17 protein-coding genes and 1 tRNA gene are annotated in these 13,514 nt (G+C 61.0%); 9 read left to right on the top strand and 9 right to left on the bottom strand.

Annotated elements, in window-relative coordinates; genetic code table 11:
• Both Q6A47_RS00775 and Q6A47_RS00770 read left to right on the top strand, forming a co-directional pair.
• Complete coding sequence (locus Q6A47_RS00775; RefSeq protein ID WP_295482913.1) at window positions 1-774, top strand: enoyl-CoA hydratase; 774 nt, start codon at window positions 1-3, stop codon at window positions 772-774.
• A 326-nt stretch (window positions 775-1,100) separates the two neighbouring features.
• Entirely contained in the window at window positions 1,101-1,505 is a 405-nt protein-coding gene (locus tag Q6A47_RS00770) for a TraR/DksA family transcriptional regulator (protein ID WP_029612337.1), read from the top strand.
• Window positions 1,506-1,591: 86 nt separating this feature from the next.
• Here Q6A47_RS00770 and Q6A47_RS00765 read toward each other — a convergent pair whose 3' ends face one another.
• Window positions 1,592-1,798, bottom strand: a complete 207-nt coding sequence (locus tag Q6A47_RS00765; protein WP_304482821.1) for a hypothetical protein — start codon at window positions 1,796-1,798, stop codon at window positions 1,592-1,594.
• A 314-nt stretch (window positions 1,799-2,112) separates the two neighbouring features.
• Between Q6A47_RS00765 and Q6A47_RS00760 the strand changes: the two genes are divergently transcribed.
• Together Q6A47_RS00760 and Q6A47_RS00755 are read left to right on the top strand one after the other, a co-directional pair.
• Complete coding sequence (locus Q6A47_RS00760; protein WP_039578521.1) at window positions 2,113-2,583, top strand: hypothetical protein; 471 nt, start codon at window positions 2,113-2,115, stop codon at window positions 2,581-2,583.
• On the top strand, window positions 2,580-2,834 hold the full coding sequence (locus Q6A47_RS00755) for a hypothetical protein (protein WP_304482573.1): 255 nt from the start codon (window positions 2,580-2,582) through the stop codon (window positions 2,832-2,834). Before Q6A47_RS00760 ends, Q6A47_RS00755 begins: the two co-directional genes overlap by 4 nt.
• On the opposite strand, the gene Q6A47_RS00750 is transcribed toward Q6A47_RS00755, so the two are convergent.
• Window positions 2,806-3,960 (bottom strand): cysteine desulfurase family protein, encoded by a 1,155-nt coding sequence (locus tag Q6A47_RS00750; RefSeq protein ID WP_304482572.1) that lies wholly within the window; start codon window positions 3,958-3,960, stop codon window positions 2,806-2,808. The genes Q6A47_RS00755 and Q6A47_RS00750 overlap by 29 nt on opposite strands.
• A 133-nt stretch (window positions 3,961-4,093) precedes the next feature.
• Window positions 4,094-5,038, bottom strand: a complete 945-nt coding sequence (locus tag Q6A47_RS00745) for a LysR family transcriptional regulator (RefSeq protein WP_304482571.1) — start codon at window positions 5,036-5,038, stop codon at window positions 4,094-4,096.
• A gap of 142 nt (window positions 5,039-5,180) precedes the next feature.
• Between Q6A47_RS00745 and Q6A47_RS00740 the strand changes: the two genes are divergently transcribed.
• The gene (locus Q6A47_RS00740) at window positions 5,181-6,410 is read left to right on the top strand and encodes an acyl-CoA dehydrogenase (RefSeq protein ID WP_304482570.1); all 1,230 of its coding nucleotides are present in this window, start codon (window positions 5,181-5,183) and stop codon (window positions 6,408-6,410) included.
• Window positions 6,411-6,445: 35 nt separating this feature from the next.
• Here the strand turns inward: Q6A47_RS00740 and Q6A47_RS00735 are convergent, their stop codons facing one another.
• The 3 genes from Q6A47_RS00735 to Q6A47_RS00725 all read right to left on the bottom strand — a co-directional run bounded on the left by Q6A47_RS00735 (window position 6,446) and on the right by Q6A47_RS00725 (window position 8,894).
• Window positions 6,446-7,456 (bottom strand): TerC family protein, encoded by a 1,011-nt coding sequence (locus tag Q6A47_RS00735; protein ID WP_304482569.1) that lies wholly within the window; start codon window positions 7,454-7,456, stop codon window positions 6,446-6,448.
• Window positions 7,457-7,615: 159 nt separating this feature from the next.
• The gene (locus Q6A47_RS00730; RefSeq protein ID WP_304482568.1) at window positions 7,616-8,632 is read right to left on the bottom strand and encodes an ABC transporter substrate-binding protein; all 1,017 of its coding nucleotides are present in this window, start codon (window positions 8,630-8,632) and stop codon (window positions 7,616-7,618) included.
• 97 nt (window positions 8,633-8,729) lie between these two features.
• Window positions 8,730-8,894 carry a hypothetical protein gene (locus Q6A47_RS00725; protein ID WP_155290531.1) on the bottom strand — a complete coding sequence of 55 codons (165 nt, stop codon included), beginning with the start codon at window positions 8,892-8,894 and terminating at the stop codon, window positions 8,730-8,732.
• Between the two features lie 403 nt (window positions 8,895-9,297).
• On the opposite strand from Q6A47_RS00725, the gene Q6A47_RS00720 reads away from it, so the two are divergent.
• The gene (locus Q6A47_RS00720) at window positions 9,298-9,489 is read left to right on the top strand and encodes a hypothetical protein (RefSeq protein ID WP_304482567.1); all 192 of its coding nucleotides are present in this window, start codon (window positions 9,298-9,300) and stop codon (window positions 9,487-9,489) included.
• 54 nt (window positions 9,490-9,543) lie between these two features.
• Here the strand turns inward: Q6A47_RS00720 and Q6A47_RS00715 are convergent.
• Window positions 9,544-9,628 (bottom strand) — tRNA-Leu (locus Q6A47_RS00715).
• 104 nt (window positions 9,629-9,732) lie between these two features.
• Window positions 9,733-9,945, bottom strand: a complete 213-nt coding sequence (locus tag Q6A47_RS00710) for a hypothetical protein (RefSeq protein WP_029612330.1) — start codon at window positions 9,943-9,945, stop codon at window positions 9,733-9,735.
• A 136-nt stretch (window positions 9,946-10,081) separates the two neighbouring features.
• Between Q6A47_RS00710 and Q6A47_RS00705 the strand changes: the two genes are divergently transcribed.
• Genes Q6A47_RS00705 through Q6A47_RS00695 form a run of 3 tightly spaced genes read left to right on the top strand, consistent with a single transcriptional unit; the run spans window position 10,082 to window position 13,080 of the window.
• The gene (locus tag Q6A47_RS00705) at window positions 10,082-11,260 is read left to right on the top strand and encodes a two-component system sensor histidine kinase NtrB (protein ID WP_369811402.1); all 1,179 of its coding nucleotides are present in this window, start codon (window positions 10,082-10,084) and stop codon (window positions 11,258-11,260) included.
• 6 nt (window positions 11,261-11,266) lie between these two features.
• Window positions 11,267-12,712, top strand: coding sequence for an ATPase domain-containing protein (locus Q6A47_RS00700; protein WP_304482565.1), 1,446 nt, complete (start codon window positions 11,267-11,269; stop codon window positions 12,710-12,712).
• An 8-nt stretch (window positions 12,713-12,720) separates the two neighbouring features.
• Window positions 12,721-13,080: a response regulator transcription factor gene (locus Q6A47_RS00695; RefSeq protein ID WP_304482564.1), complete on the top strand. Its 360-nt coding sequence runs from the start codon at window positions 12,721-12,723 to the stop codon at window positions 13,078-13,080.
• A gap of 77 nt (window positions 13,081-13,157) precedes the next feature.
• Here Q6A47_RS00695 and csrA read toward each other — a convergent pair whose 3' ends face one another.
• Window positions 13,158-13,355, bottom strand: coding sequence for a carbon storage regulator CsrA (gene csrA / locus Q6A47_RS00690; protein ID WP_029612328.1), 198 nt, complete (start codon window positions 13,353-13,355; stop codon window positions 13,158-13,160).
• Window positions 13,356-13,514: the final 159 nt, after the last annotated feature.

The raw sequence follows: 13,514 nt of genomic DNA, 5'->3' as shown, positions 1-13,514 counted from the left end.
ATGGCATTCGAAACAATCCTGCTGGACATCCACGGCAAAGTCGGGCTGATCACGCTCAATCGTCCCCAGGCGCTCAATGCCCTGAACGCGCAGATCGTCGCCGAGGTCAACCAGGCCCTGGACCAGCTCGAGCACGATCCGAACATCGGCTGTGTGGTGATCACCGGCTCGGCCAAGGCGTTCGCTGCCGGCGCCGACATCAAGGAGATGGCCGAACTGAGCTACCCGCAGATCTACGTCGACGACCTGTTCAGCGATGCCGACCGCATTGCCAACCGACGCAAGCCGATCATCGCGGCAGTCTCTGGCTTCGCCCTGGGCGGCGGTTGCGAGTTGGCCATGATGTGCGACTTCATCCTGGCAGCGGACAATGCCAAGTTCGGTCAGCCGGAAGTCAACCTGGGTGTGCTGCCCGGCATGGGCGGTACCCAGCGTCTGACCCGCGCGGTGGGCAAGGCCAAGGCCATGGAGCTGTGCCTGACCGGTCGCCTGATGGGCGCCGAGGAGGCCGAACGGGCAGGGCTGGTGGCACGTGTGGTGCCCCAGGCCGAGCTGTTGGAAGAAGCGCTCAAGGTCGCGGCAAGCATCGCCAGCAAGTCGATTCCGATGAGCATGATGGTCAAGGAAAGCGTCAACCGCGCCTTCGAGGTCACCTTGAGCGAGGGCGTGCGCTTCGAGCGTCGGGTGTTCCACGCGGCCTTTGCCACCGAAGACCAGAAGGAGGGCATGGCCGCGTTCATCGCCAAGCGCGAGGCGCAGTTCAAGGACCGCTGAACACATTGGGCGCGTGGCGGGCGACGGCGGTGCGCCCGCCCGCGTCGCATCGCCGACTGGTCGGGGCTGTCGAGTTGCTGCATAGTACGCCCGTGGCCAGCGCGCCTTGCCCTGTCCGGCAGTGGCCGATCGACAGCCCGGCCGGCGGAATCCTTGCCGTTTCAGGCAAATTCCCCACGCTGGCTGTTGCCCCCCGGGGCTTGGCACCTTAGACTGCCGCCCCCTGCAAAAGAGTGCCGGTTGGCGCTTGAAGAATTCCGTCATCGGCGTGCCATCGCCGGTGGTACCCGAATCGCCCAAATGCACATTTTTTCATAGAGAATTCGATGACCAAGGAACAGTTGCTGGCCATGTCGGCCGATGACTACATGAATGCCGATCAGCTCGCGTACTTCACCGCGATGTTGCAAGCGATGAAAGTCGAGACCCACGAGCGTATCGAGCTGAGCCGCGCGACCATCGAAAGCCTGGATACGCCATCCGATCCCGCCGACGTGGCCTCGGTCGAGGAAGAGCGTCACTGGTTGGTCAATGCCATCGAGCGCGATCAGCGCCTGCTGCCGCAGTTGGAGATGGCCCTGGGTCGCATCGCCGACGAAAGCTTCGGTTGGTGCGATGACAGTGGCGAGCCGATTGGTCTGCAGCGCCTGTTGATCAGTCCAACCACCAAGTACTGCATCGAAGCCCAGGAACGCCACGAGCAGTTGGATCGCCACCAGCGGCAGATCTGATCGAGGCGTTCGGCAACAAGGCCCTGCAGCTTACGCGCAGGGCCTTTTGCATTTTCAGCCGTTTGCCGCCGCGCGCAGTGCAGGCTTCACGCTGCACAGCCGTCCAACAGACGGGCCAGTGCACAGGCTTCCAGGTGGCTGCGGCGGAAACCTTTGACCCTGCCGGTAGTACGGTCTGTGACGTGAAAGAACTGTATTCCGGCCGGGACAACGACGAACCGCAGGGTATTCGTCAGTTGCTGCATGTAAGAAATACTCGAGACCTCTCGACGGATTTCGGTGTTTTCGTGCATATTCCTTCCCCTGTAAATGCGCGGATACGTTGCAGGGCCCGATCTGCCGAGGGCCTGACGCTATCTATTGCATCTTTTCCAGCGGCGTTGTTGTCAGACGGTGCTGGTTCCCCTGTGGGACCGGCATGAAGCGTTTTCTGGGGAGTCTGCTGGCGATTCAGGGTAAAGAATCCTGCTCTTCGTATCGCCTAGCTTCACAGACGTCGGGCACATCATGTCACTAACCTTTCAGACTTCACGTTGAAATGGCCGCCGCGTCATGCCTGCACGGCCGTGCATGGCGGCGGGTAACATTAGGTTCGAGGATCACTTCATTGGCAGTCAGTACACTGGATACCCACGCCCTGTTCGCCTTGGGCGACTTGCGCGGCAAGCTGGTCAAACTCTTTCAGAACCGCTTCGTCTATGTCACCGAGCAGAATCCCGACGGTCTGTACATGGCTGAGATCGATACCGACAGCGCATTGGTGGTGGACGACAAGCAACACTTGGAACTCAAGGTGGGCGACCACTTCAGGGCTGCGGTATTGCCCAGTCGCGAAGGCGGTAAGCTCGAACTGCGCTTTCGCGAAATCAAGTTCAACGTCTATGGCGTAGGCGACTATGCCTTCGTCTCGGTTGCCGAAGGCGAAGGGATCGTCTTTCGCGACGGCCACAGCGTGATGCTGGTCTTCGCCGCGCATCAGCCAATCACCGAGGGCCTGGGCAAGTTGCTCAAGGCCGTGACCGGCAAGGTCGCCAAGTGGCGCAAGGGTGAGCTGACCACGTTCAAGGCCAGCGAATGAGCGAAGCGCGATCCCGGCCCTTGGATCGTACTGCGTTTCATCAGCGGCATCAGGCTGAAGCCGTGCGACAGGCGCAGCGGCTACTGGACTGTCGTTCGGCGATGCAGGGTGCGTGGTTCGACTGGGTGGCGGCTCAGCTCTATCAGATGGACTCGCCGCCTTTCGTGGCCATGGTTCGGCGTGAGTTGCAGCGTCTGGTCCAGTCTGCGCACGATCAGGCGGTTACCACAGTGCGCTCGCTCCAGCCATGATGACGCGGCGGAACACCTCGACCGCTTTGTCCACGTCCGTCTCGCTGCTGTAACGCCCGAGGCTGATGCGTACGCTGCTGCGCGCCTGCTGCTGGCTCATACCCAGCGCCAGCAGCACATGCGAAGCTGCATTGCTGGCCGAGTTGCAGGCCGAAGTCGATGAGATCGCCAGTTCCGAGGCCAGTGCCTCGACGTTGAAACCCTTGGCCTGAATACACAGGTTCAGCGTGTGTGCAATGCGCTGCTCGGCGCAGCCGTTGAGACCCACGCCCGGCAGGCCCAGCAGCCCATTGCGCAAGCGCTGTGACAATGCCTGGATGCGACGTTGTTCGTCCTCGGCCAGCAGCCCCGCCAGGGCGAATGCGCTGCCCATGCCAACGATCTGGTGGGTGGCCAGGGTGCCAGAGCGCATTCCACCTTCGTGACCGCCGCCGTGCATCTGCGCGTGCAGCAGCGGGCGCGCACGCTCGCCGACGTAGAGAGCGCCAATGCCTTTGGGGCCGTAGACCTTGTGCGCAGACACCGACATCAGATCAACGGCCTGGCGCTCGACGTCGAGCACGACCTTGCCCACCGCCTGCGCGGCGTCGACATGCAGCAGCGCCCCGTGCGCTCTTACGTAGTGGCCGATGCGGGCGAAATCGGTGACAGTGCCCAGTTCGTTGTTCACCGCCATCAGTGACACGAGCCGAGTGTCGGGGCGCAGCGCCGCGCGTACGGCCTCAGGTTGAATCAGCCCACGGTCATCCGGTGCCAGGCGTGTGACGGTCCAACCTTGGCGCTCAAGGTAGGCGGCCGTGTCGAGTACCGCCTTGTGCTCCAACTGACTGGTGACGAGGTGTCCTGGCTTATCCACACCATGACAGATGCCCTTGAGTGCAAGGTTGTTGGACTCGGTTGCCCCGGAAGTCCATACGATCGAGTCGGGCACCGCGCCGAGTTGCCCGGCGACTTGTCCTCGCGCCTGCTCGACCAGTTCGCGGGCGGCTTGTCCATAGGCGTGACCGCGTGAAGCAGGGTTGCCGAAGTGCGTATGACGGCTCATGCAGGCCAGCATACTTTCCAGGACCTGATCATCGATCGGGGTAGTGGCGGCATAGTCGAAATAGAGTGGGCTGACAGGCATAGTGAATCCGAGGCGGTTACTGGGATACCCGCCATGTTAGGCCCTGACCTAGAAACGATCTTTCATATTTTCTATGTTTTCCGTTTTAAAATAGAAATATTTCCTAAATATATGGATTTACATAGAAATAAATTTAATCGTTATCTCCGGGCTGGCCTGCTGAAAGCGCTCGTTCATCCTGCGCCACCACGTGCTGACACAACTCGATGATTTGTTCGCGCATCCAGCGGTTGGCGGGATCCTGATCTGTGCTCTCGTGCCAGTACAGGTGCGTTTCCAGCGGCGGAATCTCGACGGGCAAAGACAGGGAGCGTAATTGGTGCCGTCGGGCGAAACGTTCCGGTACGGTCATGACCATATCGGTTTGCTGCAGTACTTGGGACGCCATCAGGTAGTGCTGCGAGCGCAGGGCCACCTTGCGTTGCACTCCCATCTTGCCCAATGCCAGGTCGACGTAACCCAAGCCATTGCGGCGGCTGGAAATGTGGATGTGGGTCATGCCTAGATAGTGCTCAAGGGTCAATGTGCTACCCGACTGGGGATGGCCCTGGCGCATGGCGCAGACGTAGCGGTCCTCCATCAACTTGACGTGACGCACTTGTGGGTCGGTGTTCAGCGGTGCATCCACGGCGAAATCCAGACGTCCTGCTGCCAGTTCCTTGGTGGTTTCCCGGCGTTTACCCAGGAAGCTTTCGATCACCACGGCGGGGGCCAGGCGGCGCAAGCGCTGAAAGAGCAGAGGCAGGATCACGGCCTCGGTGAGGTCGGTCATGCTGATGCGAAAGGTCTTGTTCGCTTGCTGCGGGTTGAAGATACGGCTCTCCTGCACCGACGTGCGCAGCAGCGCCAGGGCATTGCGCACCGGGCCGATGATGTTCTGCGCCATGGGGGTGGGCACCATGCCTTGGGCGGTGCGCACGAACAGTGGATCGTTGAAGGTTTCACGCAAGCGTGACAGAGCGTTGGACACGGCAGGCTGGGTAATGCCGACGATCTGCCCGGCGCGCGTCAGGTTGGCCTCGGTGTAGATGGCGTCGAAGACGATGAACAGGTTGAGATCGACCTTGCTGAGGTTCATGGTGCGCCGCTCTTGATTGATGTTATGGCGGGATCATATATCGGTTATGAATGTTAATACACAGTGAAAATAGACTGGATGGATTGATGCCTGCTGCTCTAGTCTGCAATCCAGTCACTCCATTGCGCACAGGAACCTCTTTATGGATTTCGCCTACACGCCCAAGGTCCAGGCGCTGCGCGAGCGCGTCATCGCATTCATGGACACCCATGTCTACCCCGCTGAGGCGGAGTTCGAGCGTCAGGTGGCCGAGGGCGACCGCTGGCAACCCACTGCGATCATGGAAACGCTGAAGGCCGAGGCCAAAGCGCAAGGGTTGTGGAACCTGTTCCTGCCGGAATCGCATTACGGTGCAGGCCTGACCAATCTGGAATACGCCCCCCTGGCCGAGATCATGGGGCGCTCGCTGTTGGGGCCGGAGCCGTTCAACTGTTCGGCGCCCGATACTGGCAACATGGAAGTCCTGGTGCGCTATGGCACTGCGGCCCAGCAGCAGCGCTGGCTGGAGCCGTTGCTGCGTGGCGAGATCCGTTCGGCTTTCGCCATGACCGAGCCTGACGTGGCCTCCTCGGACGCCACCAACATGGCGGCCACCGTTGTGCGCGAGGGTGATCAGTGGTTGATCAACGGGCGCAAGTGGTGGACGTCCGGCGCGTGTGATCCGCGCTGCAAGGTGATGATCTTCATGGGGCTGTCCAACCCGGACGGCCCGCGGCATCAGCAACACTCGATGGTTCTGGTGCCTACCGATGCGCCAGGCGTGAAGATCGTCAGGCCGCTGCCGGTGTTCGGCTATGACGATGCACCGCACGGCCACGCCGAGGTGTTGTTCGACAACGTGCGCGTGCCTTATGAAAACGTCATCCTCGGTGAGGGCCGAGGCTTCGAGATTGCTCAGGGGCGTCTGGGGCCGGGGCGTATACACCACTGCATGCGCTCGCTGGGCATGGCCGAGCGAGCGTTGGAGCTGATGTGCAAACGTGCGGTGGCGCGTACGGCGTTCGGTAAGCCGCTGGCACGCCTGGGCGGCAATATCGACAAGATCGCCGATTCACGCATGGAGATCGACATGGCGCGGCTGCTGACCCTCAAGGCCGCCTACATGATGGACACAGTGGGTAACAAGGTCGCGCGCAGCGAGATCGCCCAGATCAAGGTGGTGGCGCCGAACGTGGCGTTGCGCGTGATCGATCGCGCCATACAGATCCATGGCGGCGCGGGGGTCAGTGGTGACTTCCCGCTGGCCTACATGTACGCCATGCAGCGTACCCTGCGCCTGGCCGATGGGCCGGATGAAGTGCATCGGGCTGCCATCGGCAAGTTCGAGGTTGGCAAATACGTGCCCAGAGAGATGCTGCGCAGCAGCCAGTGAACAGGTCTCCAGTGCGCATTGAGGCCCGTCCGGATTCACGAGGGCTTGCCGTTGCCGGCGGCTCTGTCGCCTCGATCATGCCGGGTCTTGAACAGTGACAGGAGTACCCCGCCCAGCAGCAGCCCGAGCGTGACCCCCAGCGAGAGCAGCGCGGGCACTTCACCGATCAGGCCATGGTAGAAAATCTTGCAGCCGATGAAGATCAGCACCAATGCCAAGGCATATTTGAGGTAGATGAAGCGGTGCATCAGCGCTGACAGGGCGAAATACAACGAGCGCAGGCCGAGGATGGCGAAGATGTTCGAGGTGTAGACGATGAACGGGTCCTGGGTGATGGCGAAAATCGCCGGTACGCTGTCTACCGCGAACACCAGGTCGGCCAGTTCGATCAGGACCAAGGCCATGAACAGCGGTGTCGCATAGCGCAGCGCTTTGCTCTGGCCCGGGGGCGTCAGGCGGACGAAGAAACGCTTGCCGTGTAACTGGTCGGTCACCCGCAAATGCTTGCGTACGAAGCGCAGGATGGGATTGTTGGCTAGGTCAGGCTCGCTGTCTTCCTTGGACAAGGCCATCTTGACCCCTGTGAACAGCAGAAATGCGCCGAACAGATAGAGCACCCAGGCAAAGTTCTGGACCAGCGCTGCGCCCACCCCGATCATGATCGCCCTGAGCACGACCACGCCGATGATGCCCCAAAACAGCACTCGGTGCTGGTAGCGCCGGGGAATGGCGAAAAAGCTGAAGATCATCGCCATAACGAACACATTGTCCATCGACAGCGATTGCTCGACGAGAAAGCCGGTATAGAACTCCAGCGCCGACTGTGCGCCCAACTCGAACCAGACCCACACACCGAACAGCACGCCCACGCTGAAGTAGCCTGAGTACAGCAGCAGGCTTTCGCGCATCTCGATCTCACGTTCCTGCCGATGCAGTACGCCCAGGTCCAGCACCAGCAAGGCAATGACGATGGTGACGAACACCAGCCACAACCAGGTGCTGGTGCCGAGCAGGGGAGAAGTGAGGAATGTCTGCAGAGCTGTCATGAGCCCCTCCTTGATTGTCGACGTTGCATGGCAACAGTGATTCCGACATGGCGGTTTGCACCGTCAGAGGGGCCCGGCATCACATGGGCTCAAGCGTAGTCCAGGCGCTGCCGGCTCCAAGGAGGAGGGTGTTACATTTCTTTGCGTGCCTACACGGCGCTACAGGGCTGCCGCGACCTTGTCCGCTACTGGCGATGGCATCCAGGCGCGCCATATTTCGGGGTGCTGGCTCAAAAACGCTTCAGCCGCCTTGCGCGGGTCCTGGCGCTTCTCGCTCATTTTGGCCAACGCCTGGTTGAGGATGTCGATGGGCAAGTCTACCTGCTCGAACAGCGCGACCAAATCCGGGTACTGGTTCTTGAAGGCTTTCGATACGCCTATCGACAGTTTGGTGGGGAGCGAAGCGCTGCCTTGAGGATGTGGGTTGCTCGGATCGGTCAATGTGGCCCACGCCTTGGGATCAAAGGGAGGCTCTTCGAGGCGCACCAGATCGTAGCGGCCCATCAGCGGGGTGGGGCTCCAGTAGTAGAACAGCACGGGGCGCCCGCGACGAATGGCCGAGTTGATTTCTGCGTCCAGCGCCGCGCCCGAGCCTGTGCGGAAGTTGACGTAGAGGTCGTCGAGCTTGTACGCCTTGAGTTTTTGACTGTTGACGATTTCCGAAGTCCAGCCGCTGGGGCTGTTGAGAACACGCCCTTGCTTGGGCGCTTCCGGGTCCTTGAACACGTGCGCGTAGCGCTGCAGGTCGGCTACGGTTTTCAAATCCGGCGCCGTCGCTTCGATGGAGCGGGCCGGATCGCCCTTGATCACGTAAGCCGGGACATACCAGCCTTCGACGGCATTCTTGACCGTATCACCCAGCGCGAACACTTCGCCTTTTTTCTCGGCCTCGACCCAGGCCGGACTGCGCCCAGCCCACTCTTCGGCAATCACCTGAAGGTCGTTGCGCGCCAGCGCCACTTCCATGCTCACGGTGCTGCCGGGCAGCGTGTCGGTTGGGTAGCCGTAGCCCTTCTCGACGATCAGGCGCAGGATCTCGGTAGTCAATGCGCCACTTTCCCAGCCAATGGCGCCAAACTGGATGGGTGCGTTTGGCTCGCCAGCGGCCACGGCATCGGTGCTGACCAGGCCCAACGCGAGCAGCAGCCCGGTGAGCAGGGCGTGGAGTCGTTTCATGAGCGTCTCTTGGGTTGCGGTGGATGACAGGGCTCAGTGTAGACGAGCCTCCAGGCAGCCCGGCGACGCGCGCTTGCTCAGTGATGGCAGGTAGGGCTCAACCCTTGAACAGTGCGCTCAAGACCATCCATTCGATAACAGCGACCATCAGGCAGGTGGCGACGAATCCGCGGGTGAAGACGCGGCGGGGACGTTCCAGTGTCGGCCAATCCGTCTGCACGAGTAGCACCTGGATCAGCACGGCAAGCAGTTTCATGGTCATCGACTCAGTATCATGGGCGGGCGAGGGCCGATCGTAGCGAACGTGCTGAGTAAATGCACCGGAACTGATGGCTGAGGGCTATTAATGTAGGCGGGGCGTGAGGGCTGACGAGCCCAAAAGAAAACCCGCCATGTGGGCGGGTCAGAAGAACGTATCGAAGCCAAGTGACTATGCCTCTGGGAATGTCGGCATTTTGTGAAAGCCGCGTCCATAGACTGTTTCAGCACGTGTGTGAATCAACGAACGCAGACAGCAAAAAAGCCCGCCGTGGCGGCGGGCAAGACGTTCTGAAGGGAGCCGCACCAACATAAGCCCGTGGCGGTTAAGGCAACGTTAACCCTGGCTACGGTTGACCTGCGGGGTCAACACGCCTATACAAGCATCCTCGAACCTGGAGCCAGCGATGCACGACGAAGACGATCTCCTCGAGCCCGAGCACGATCACTTGCTCGATCACGAATTCCTCTACGAGTCTCAGCCATTGGAGGCCGACGCCCAAGGCATGGAAGACGATATTGAGGACGACGACTACTCGGACGACGACCTGGACGACGAAGAGGATCATCCTGCCTGGCACGATGACCCGAATGACTGAGGGCAAGCACTGACACGAAAAAGGCGCCTGATCAGGCGCCTTGGACGAGGGAGATGGTGCGAGTGGTGGGACTCGAACCCACAAGGCTTGCGCCGACAGATTTTAAGTCTGCTGTGTATACCAATTCCACCACACTCGCACAGGTGATCGGGTCATTCGACCGGCACGCTTCAATGCTGAAGGGCCATGCAATCAGGGGCGCTTTATAACCCATCGTTATAGATCAGTCAACCGCAGGCCGTTTCACGGATGGATGGTATGAGCGATGCCGCGCATGTCTTGCGCGCTGTCGCGCAGTTCCTGAACCTGTTCACCCATGGTGTTGGCGTCTTCGGGATGCACCGAGTGACGCAGAAAGCGCGCATGGCCTTCCAAGCCTCGACACAACTGGTCGATCTGCTGTGCAGTGTTCATCAGATCGCGCTGAAGACTCAGTAGCCGATAATTGGTTGTCATTCAGGCTCCACAAGCGCATGAGGGCATGGGCACTATAGGGTAAATCCCGACTTGCTGTCATTGCTGTATGTATTGGACACTGGATCAATCAACTAGGCTCAATTCCACTGCTGCTGGTCGTGCTCATGGAGCTCGCATGGTTTTCAATGACAGGGTTTCGAATGATCGTCCCGCTTCGCCAACCATGCCCGCCGAGCACTACGAGCGTCTGGTACACGCAGTGGTCGATTACGCCATCTACATGCTCGATCCCGAAGGCTACGTGGTGTCTTGGAATCCGGGGGCGCAGCGCATAAAGGGCTACCGCGCCGATGAGGTGATCGGGCGGCATTTCTCGCTGTTCTTCACAGCCCAGGACTGCGCCGAAGGTCGGCCGGCCATGCTGCTGAACCAGGCTCTGGAGCATGGGGTGGCCCAAGATGAGGGCTGGCGGCTGCGCAAGGACGGCACGCCGTTCTGGGCGCTGACGGCGCTGGACGTTGTGCGCGACGATCAGGGTCAGGTCATCGGCCTGGCAAAGGTCACACGTGACATTTCCGACCGGCGCGAATCCTCACTGCAACTCGACGCCATGCGCGCCCAGCTGTTCCATGCGCAGAAACTAGAAGCGCTGGGCCAGCTCACTGGAGGCCTGGCCCACGACTTCAATAACCTGCTGACCATCATCCTGGGTTCGGCCCGGTTGGCACGCGCCAGCGCGGATCCCGCGCGCGTGGACAGCTTGCTGGGGCATATCGTCGAGGCAGGCCAGCGCGGCGCGCAGTTGACCCAGGTGCTGCTTGGTTTCGCCCGCCATCGCCAGTTGAACACTACCTTGATCGCACCTGCCGAGCTGATCGCCTCCACCTGCAACCTGATCGAGCACGCGTTGCCCGAGAGTATCGCGCTGCGTGCGTGCGTGGCCGAGGCCCTGCCGCAGATGGACGTGGATGTTGGGCAGTTGCAAATGGTATTGCTCAACCTGGTGTTCAACGCCCGCGATGCGATTGCCGAGCGGGGGTGCGTCCGGCTCGGCGTGTCGCAGGTCGTGCTGGGCGGGGAGGTGGAAGGTCTGCATGGCGCGTTTCTGCGCTTCGACGTAGAAGACGACGGGCAGGGCATCGATCCTGAGGTGTTGCCGCGAATCTTCGAACCTTTTTTCACCACCAAGGCCTTCGGCAAGGGCACCGGACTTGGCTTGAGTCAGGTCTATGGCTTTGCCAAGCAGAGCGGTGGTGCAGTGAGCGTGACCAGCACGGTCGGTCAGGGTACGTGCATGAGTCTGTACCTGCCGATTTCATCGAGCCCGATCCCCTCCTCAGAGCAGAGGTGCTAGCGAGTCATGGTAGAAACACTCAAGCGGCTGGTCACAGGTATCGACGGGTTGGATGCCTTGCTCATGGGCGGCCTGGTAGCCGGTGCCTCCTACATCGTTCAGGGCCCGCCGGGCGCGGGCAAGACCATCCTCGCCAACCAGGTCGCCACCGGTCATGTGGCGCAGGGCGGCCGCGTCCTGGTGGCGACGTTGCTGAGCGAGTCCCACGAGCGCCTGTTCCAGTACCTGTCGACGCTGGAGTTCTTCGACGCGTCGTTGGTGGGCGATCAGATCCTGTTCCTCAGCGCTTTCGACACGCTGCAGGAAGAGGGGCTGGAGGCCGTGGTGCGACTGCTGCGTCAGGAGATCGTACGTCAACGCGCCAGCCTGCTGATTGTCGATGGCCTGCTCAATGCGCGCTCGCGCGCCGAGACCAGCCTGGATACCAAGAAATTCGTCGCGCAGTTGCAGGGGCATGCAGCGTTCGCCGGCTGCACGGTGCTGCTGCTGACCAGTGCTCGATTGGAGGAAGGCAGCCCAGAACACACCATGGTCGATGGCGTCATCGAACTGGGCGAACAACTCGACGGCAGCCGTGCGGTGCGCCATGTGCAACTGCGAAAGACCCGCGGCAGCGGCGCATTGTCCGGCCGCCACGAATGCCGCATCAGCCAGGCCGGGCTGCAGGTCTATCCGCGACTGGAGGCGCTGTACAGCCATCCGAGCGACTTGGGCTCGGCCACGCTCAAGCTCGTGACCACCGGCGTGAGCACGCTGGACGAGATGCTCGGCGGCGGCTTGGCCGAAGGGTCGGTGAGCCTGGTCATGGGCCCGTCCGGGGTGGGCAAGTCGTCCTTGGGGCTGGCGTTTCTCGCCGCCGCCACGCCAGAGGCGCCTGCGTTGCACTTTGGCTTCTACGAAACGCCTGCCCGCCTGCGCTTGAAAGCGGGCTCGCTGGGCTACGACTTCGTCGAGATGGAGCGTCGTGGGGCCCTGCTATTGAGCTGGCAGCCGACTACCGAAGGCTTGCTGGACGAGGTCGGCGCACGCCTGCTGGCTCAGGTACGCGCATCCGGCGCCCGGCGCGTGGTGATCGACAGCCTCGGCGCCTTCGGTCGTTTGGCCTCGGACCCCAATCGTCTCAATGGTTTTTTCCGCGCATTGACCGCAGAGCTGCGTGCGCAGGGCGTCAGTGTGCTGCTGACCTGGGAAATGCGCGACTTGTTCGGTTCGGAAATCACCGCGCCGGCACCGGATCTGTCGAGTATCGTCGACAACCTGCTGCTCATGCGTTTCGTCGAACTGGATTCGCAACTGCGCCGCGTGCTTTCGATTCTCAAGGTGCGTGACAGTCACTACGACCCGTCACTGCACGAGCTGACCATCGGGCCCACGGGCATAACCTTGCGCAATGCCTTCGTTGGCACTCAGGGCGTGCTGTCGGGTACTGCAACAGCCTCGGGGGACCGCTGAGGCGGGCGATGAACACCATTCTGATCGTCGATGACGAATACCTGATCGCTGAAATCCTGGGCTTTGCCCTGGAGGACGAAGGGTTCGTGGTGGAAAAGGCCAGCAACGGAAGCAAGGCACTCGATGCGCTGAGAGCCTATCCAGTGGACCTGGTGATTACCGACTACATGATGCCGGTACTCAATGGCGAGGAGCTGGCCCAAGCGATTCGCGACGAGCTGCACCTCACCGGGCTACCGGTGATTCTGATGAGTGGTGCTCAGGCCAGCCAGGGACGCGTACAGCCAGAGCTGTTCGAGGCTGTGTTCGACAAACCCTTCGACATGGACAAGATGATCGCCAAGGTTCGCGCGCTGTTGCAGGCTTGATCCCTCTGCCTGAGCCGCAGGTCGAGTCCTGCGGTCATGGGCAGCGGCAAGCGCGTCCGTGCGACTTGGGTGAGCGATCAGTGTGAGTCGTCGTTTTTTTCTGGCGCAGGGCTGCCGGCTTGAATGCGTTTGAAGATCTCTTCACGGTGCACCTGGACATCTTTCGGTGCATCGATGCCGATTCTCACTTGCATGCCCTTGACGCCCAAAATCGTGACCTTGATGTCATCGTTGATGACGATGCTCTCGCCAACCTTGCGGGTGAGTATCAGCATGTACTTCTCCTTGGTGATGTAGAAATCCGCCAGGCATTTGCCAGGGCGGTGGGAGCGAGTCCCTCTTCCTTCTCAGTAAAGACGCTTTGGTACGCTATAAATTCCTGCTCAGGCGAAATCTCCAGGCGTTCTTCGGTGCAGGTGCCGTTTTGACCTGAT

Origin of the sequence: Pseudomonas boreofloridensis (assembly GCF_030580795.1) — a bacterium.
Taxonomy (GTDB): domain Bacteria; phylum Pseudomonadota; class Gammaproteobacteria; order Pseudomonadales; family Pseudomonadaceae; genus Aquipseudomonas; species Aquipseudomonas boreofloridensis.
This window is presented reverse-complemented; position numbering and strand designations above follow the sequence as displayed.

What these genes read in the sequence shown, in the direction of transcription:
- Q6A47_RS00775 (WP_295482913.1), top strand. Translation starts at nt 1, where the DNA reads ATGGCATTCGAAACAATCCTGCTGGACATCCACGGCAAAGTCGGGCTG.
- Q6A47_RS00770 (WP_029612337.1), top strand. Translation starts at nt 1,101, where the DNA reads ATGACCAAGGAACAGTTGCTGGCCATGTCGGCCGATGACTACATGAAT.
- Q6A47_RS00765 (WP_304482821.1), bottom strand. Translation starts at nt 1,798, where the DNA reads ATGCACGAAAACACCGAAATCCGTCGAGAGGTCTCGAGTATTTCTTAC.
- Q6A47_RS00755 (WP_304482573.1), top strand. Translation starts at nt 2,580, where the DNA reads ATGAGCGAAGCGCGATCCCGGCCCTTGGATCGTACTGCGTTTCATCAG.
- Q6A47_RS00750 (WP_304482572.1), bottom strand. Translation starts at nt 3,960, where the DNA reads ATGCCTGTCAGCCCACTCTATTTCGACTATGCCGCCACTACCCCGATC.
- Q6A47_RS00745 (WP_304482571.1), bottom strand. Translation starts at nt 5,038, where the DNA reads ATGAACCTCAGCAAGGTCGATCTCAACCTGTTCATCGTCTTCGACGCC.
- Q6A47_RS00740 (WP_304482570.1), top strand. Translation starts at nt 5,181, where the DNA reads ATGGATTTCGCCTACACGCCCAAGGTCCAGGCGCTGCGCGAGCGCGTC.
- Q6A47_RS00735 (WP_304482569.1), bottom strand. Translation starts at nt 7,456, where the DNA reads ATGACAGCTCTGCAGACATTCCTCACTTCTCCCCTGCTCGGCACCAGC.
- Q6A47_RS00730 (WP_304482568.1), bottom strand. Translation starts at nt 8,632, where the DNA reads ATGAAACGACTCCACGCCCTGCTCACCGGGCTGCTGCTCGCGTTGGGC.
- Q6A47_RS00725 (WP_155290531.1), bottom strand. Translation starts at nt 8,894, where the DNA reads ATGACCATGAAACTGCTTGCCGTGCTGATCCAGGTGCTACTCGTGCAG.
- Q6A47_RS00720 (WP_304482567.1), top strand. Translation starts at nt 9,298, where the DNA reads ATGCACGACGAAGACGATCTCCTCGAGCCCGAGCACGATCACTTGCTC.
- Q6A47_RS00710 (WP_029612330.1), bottom strand. Translation starts at nt 9,945, where the DNA reads ATGACAACCAATTATCGGCTACTGAGTCTTCAGCGCGATCTGATGAAC.
- Q6A47_RS00705 (WP_369811402.1), top strand. Translation starts at nt 10,082, where the DNA reads ATGGTTTTCAATGACAGGGTTTCGAATGATCGTCCCGCTTCGCCAACC.
- Q6A47_RS00700 (WP_304482565.1), top strand. Translation starts at nt 11,267, where the DNA reads ATGGTAGAAACACTCAAGCGGCTGGTCACAGGTATCGACGGGTTGGAT.
- Q6A47_RS00695 (WP_304482564.1), top strand. Translation starts at nt 12,721, where the DNA reads ATGAACACCATTCTGATCGTCGATGACGAATACCTGATCGCTGAAATC.
- csrA (WP_029612328.1), bottom strand. Translation starts at nt 13,355, where the DNA reads ATGCTGATACTCACCCGCAAGGTTGGCGAGAGCATCGTCATCAACGAT.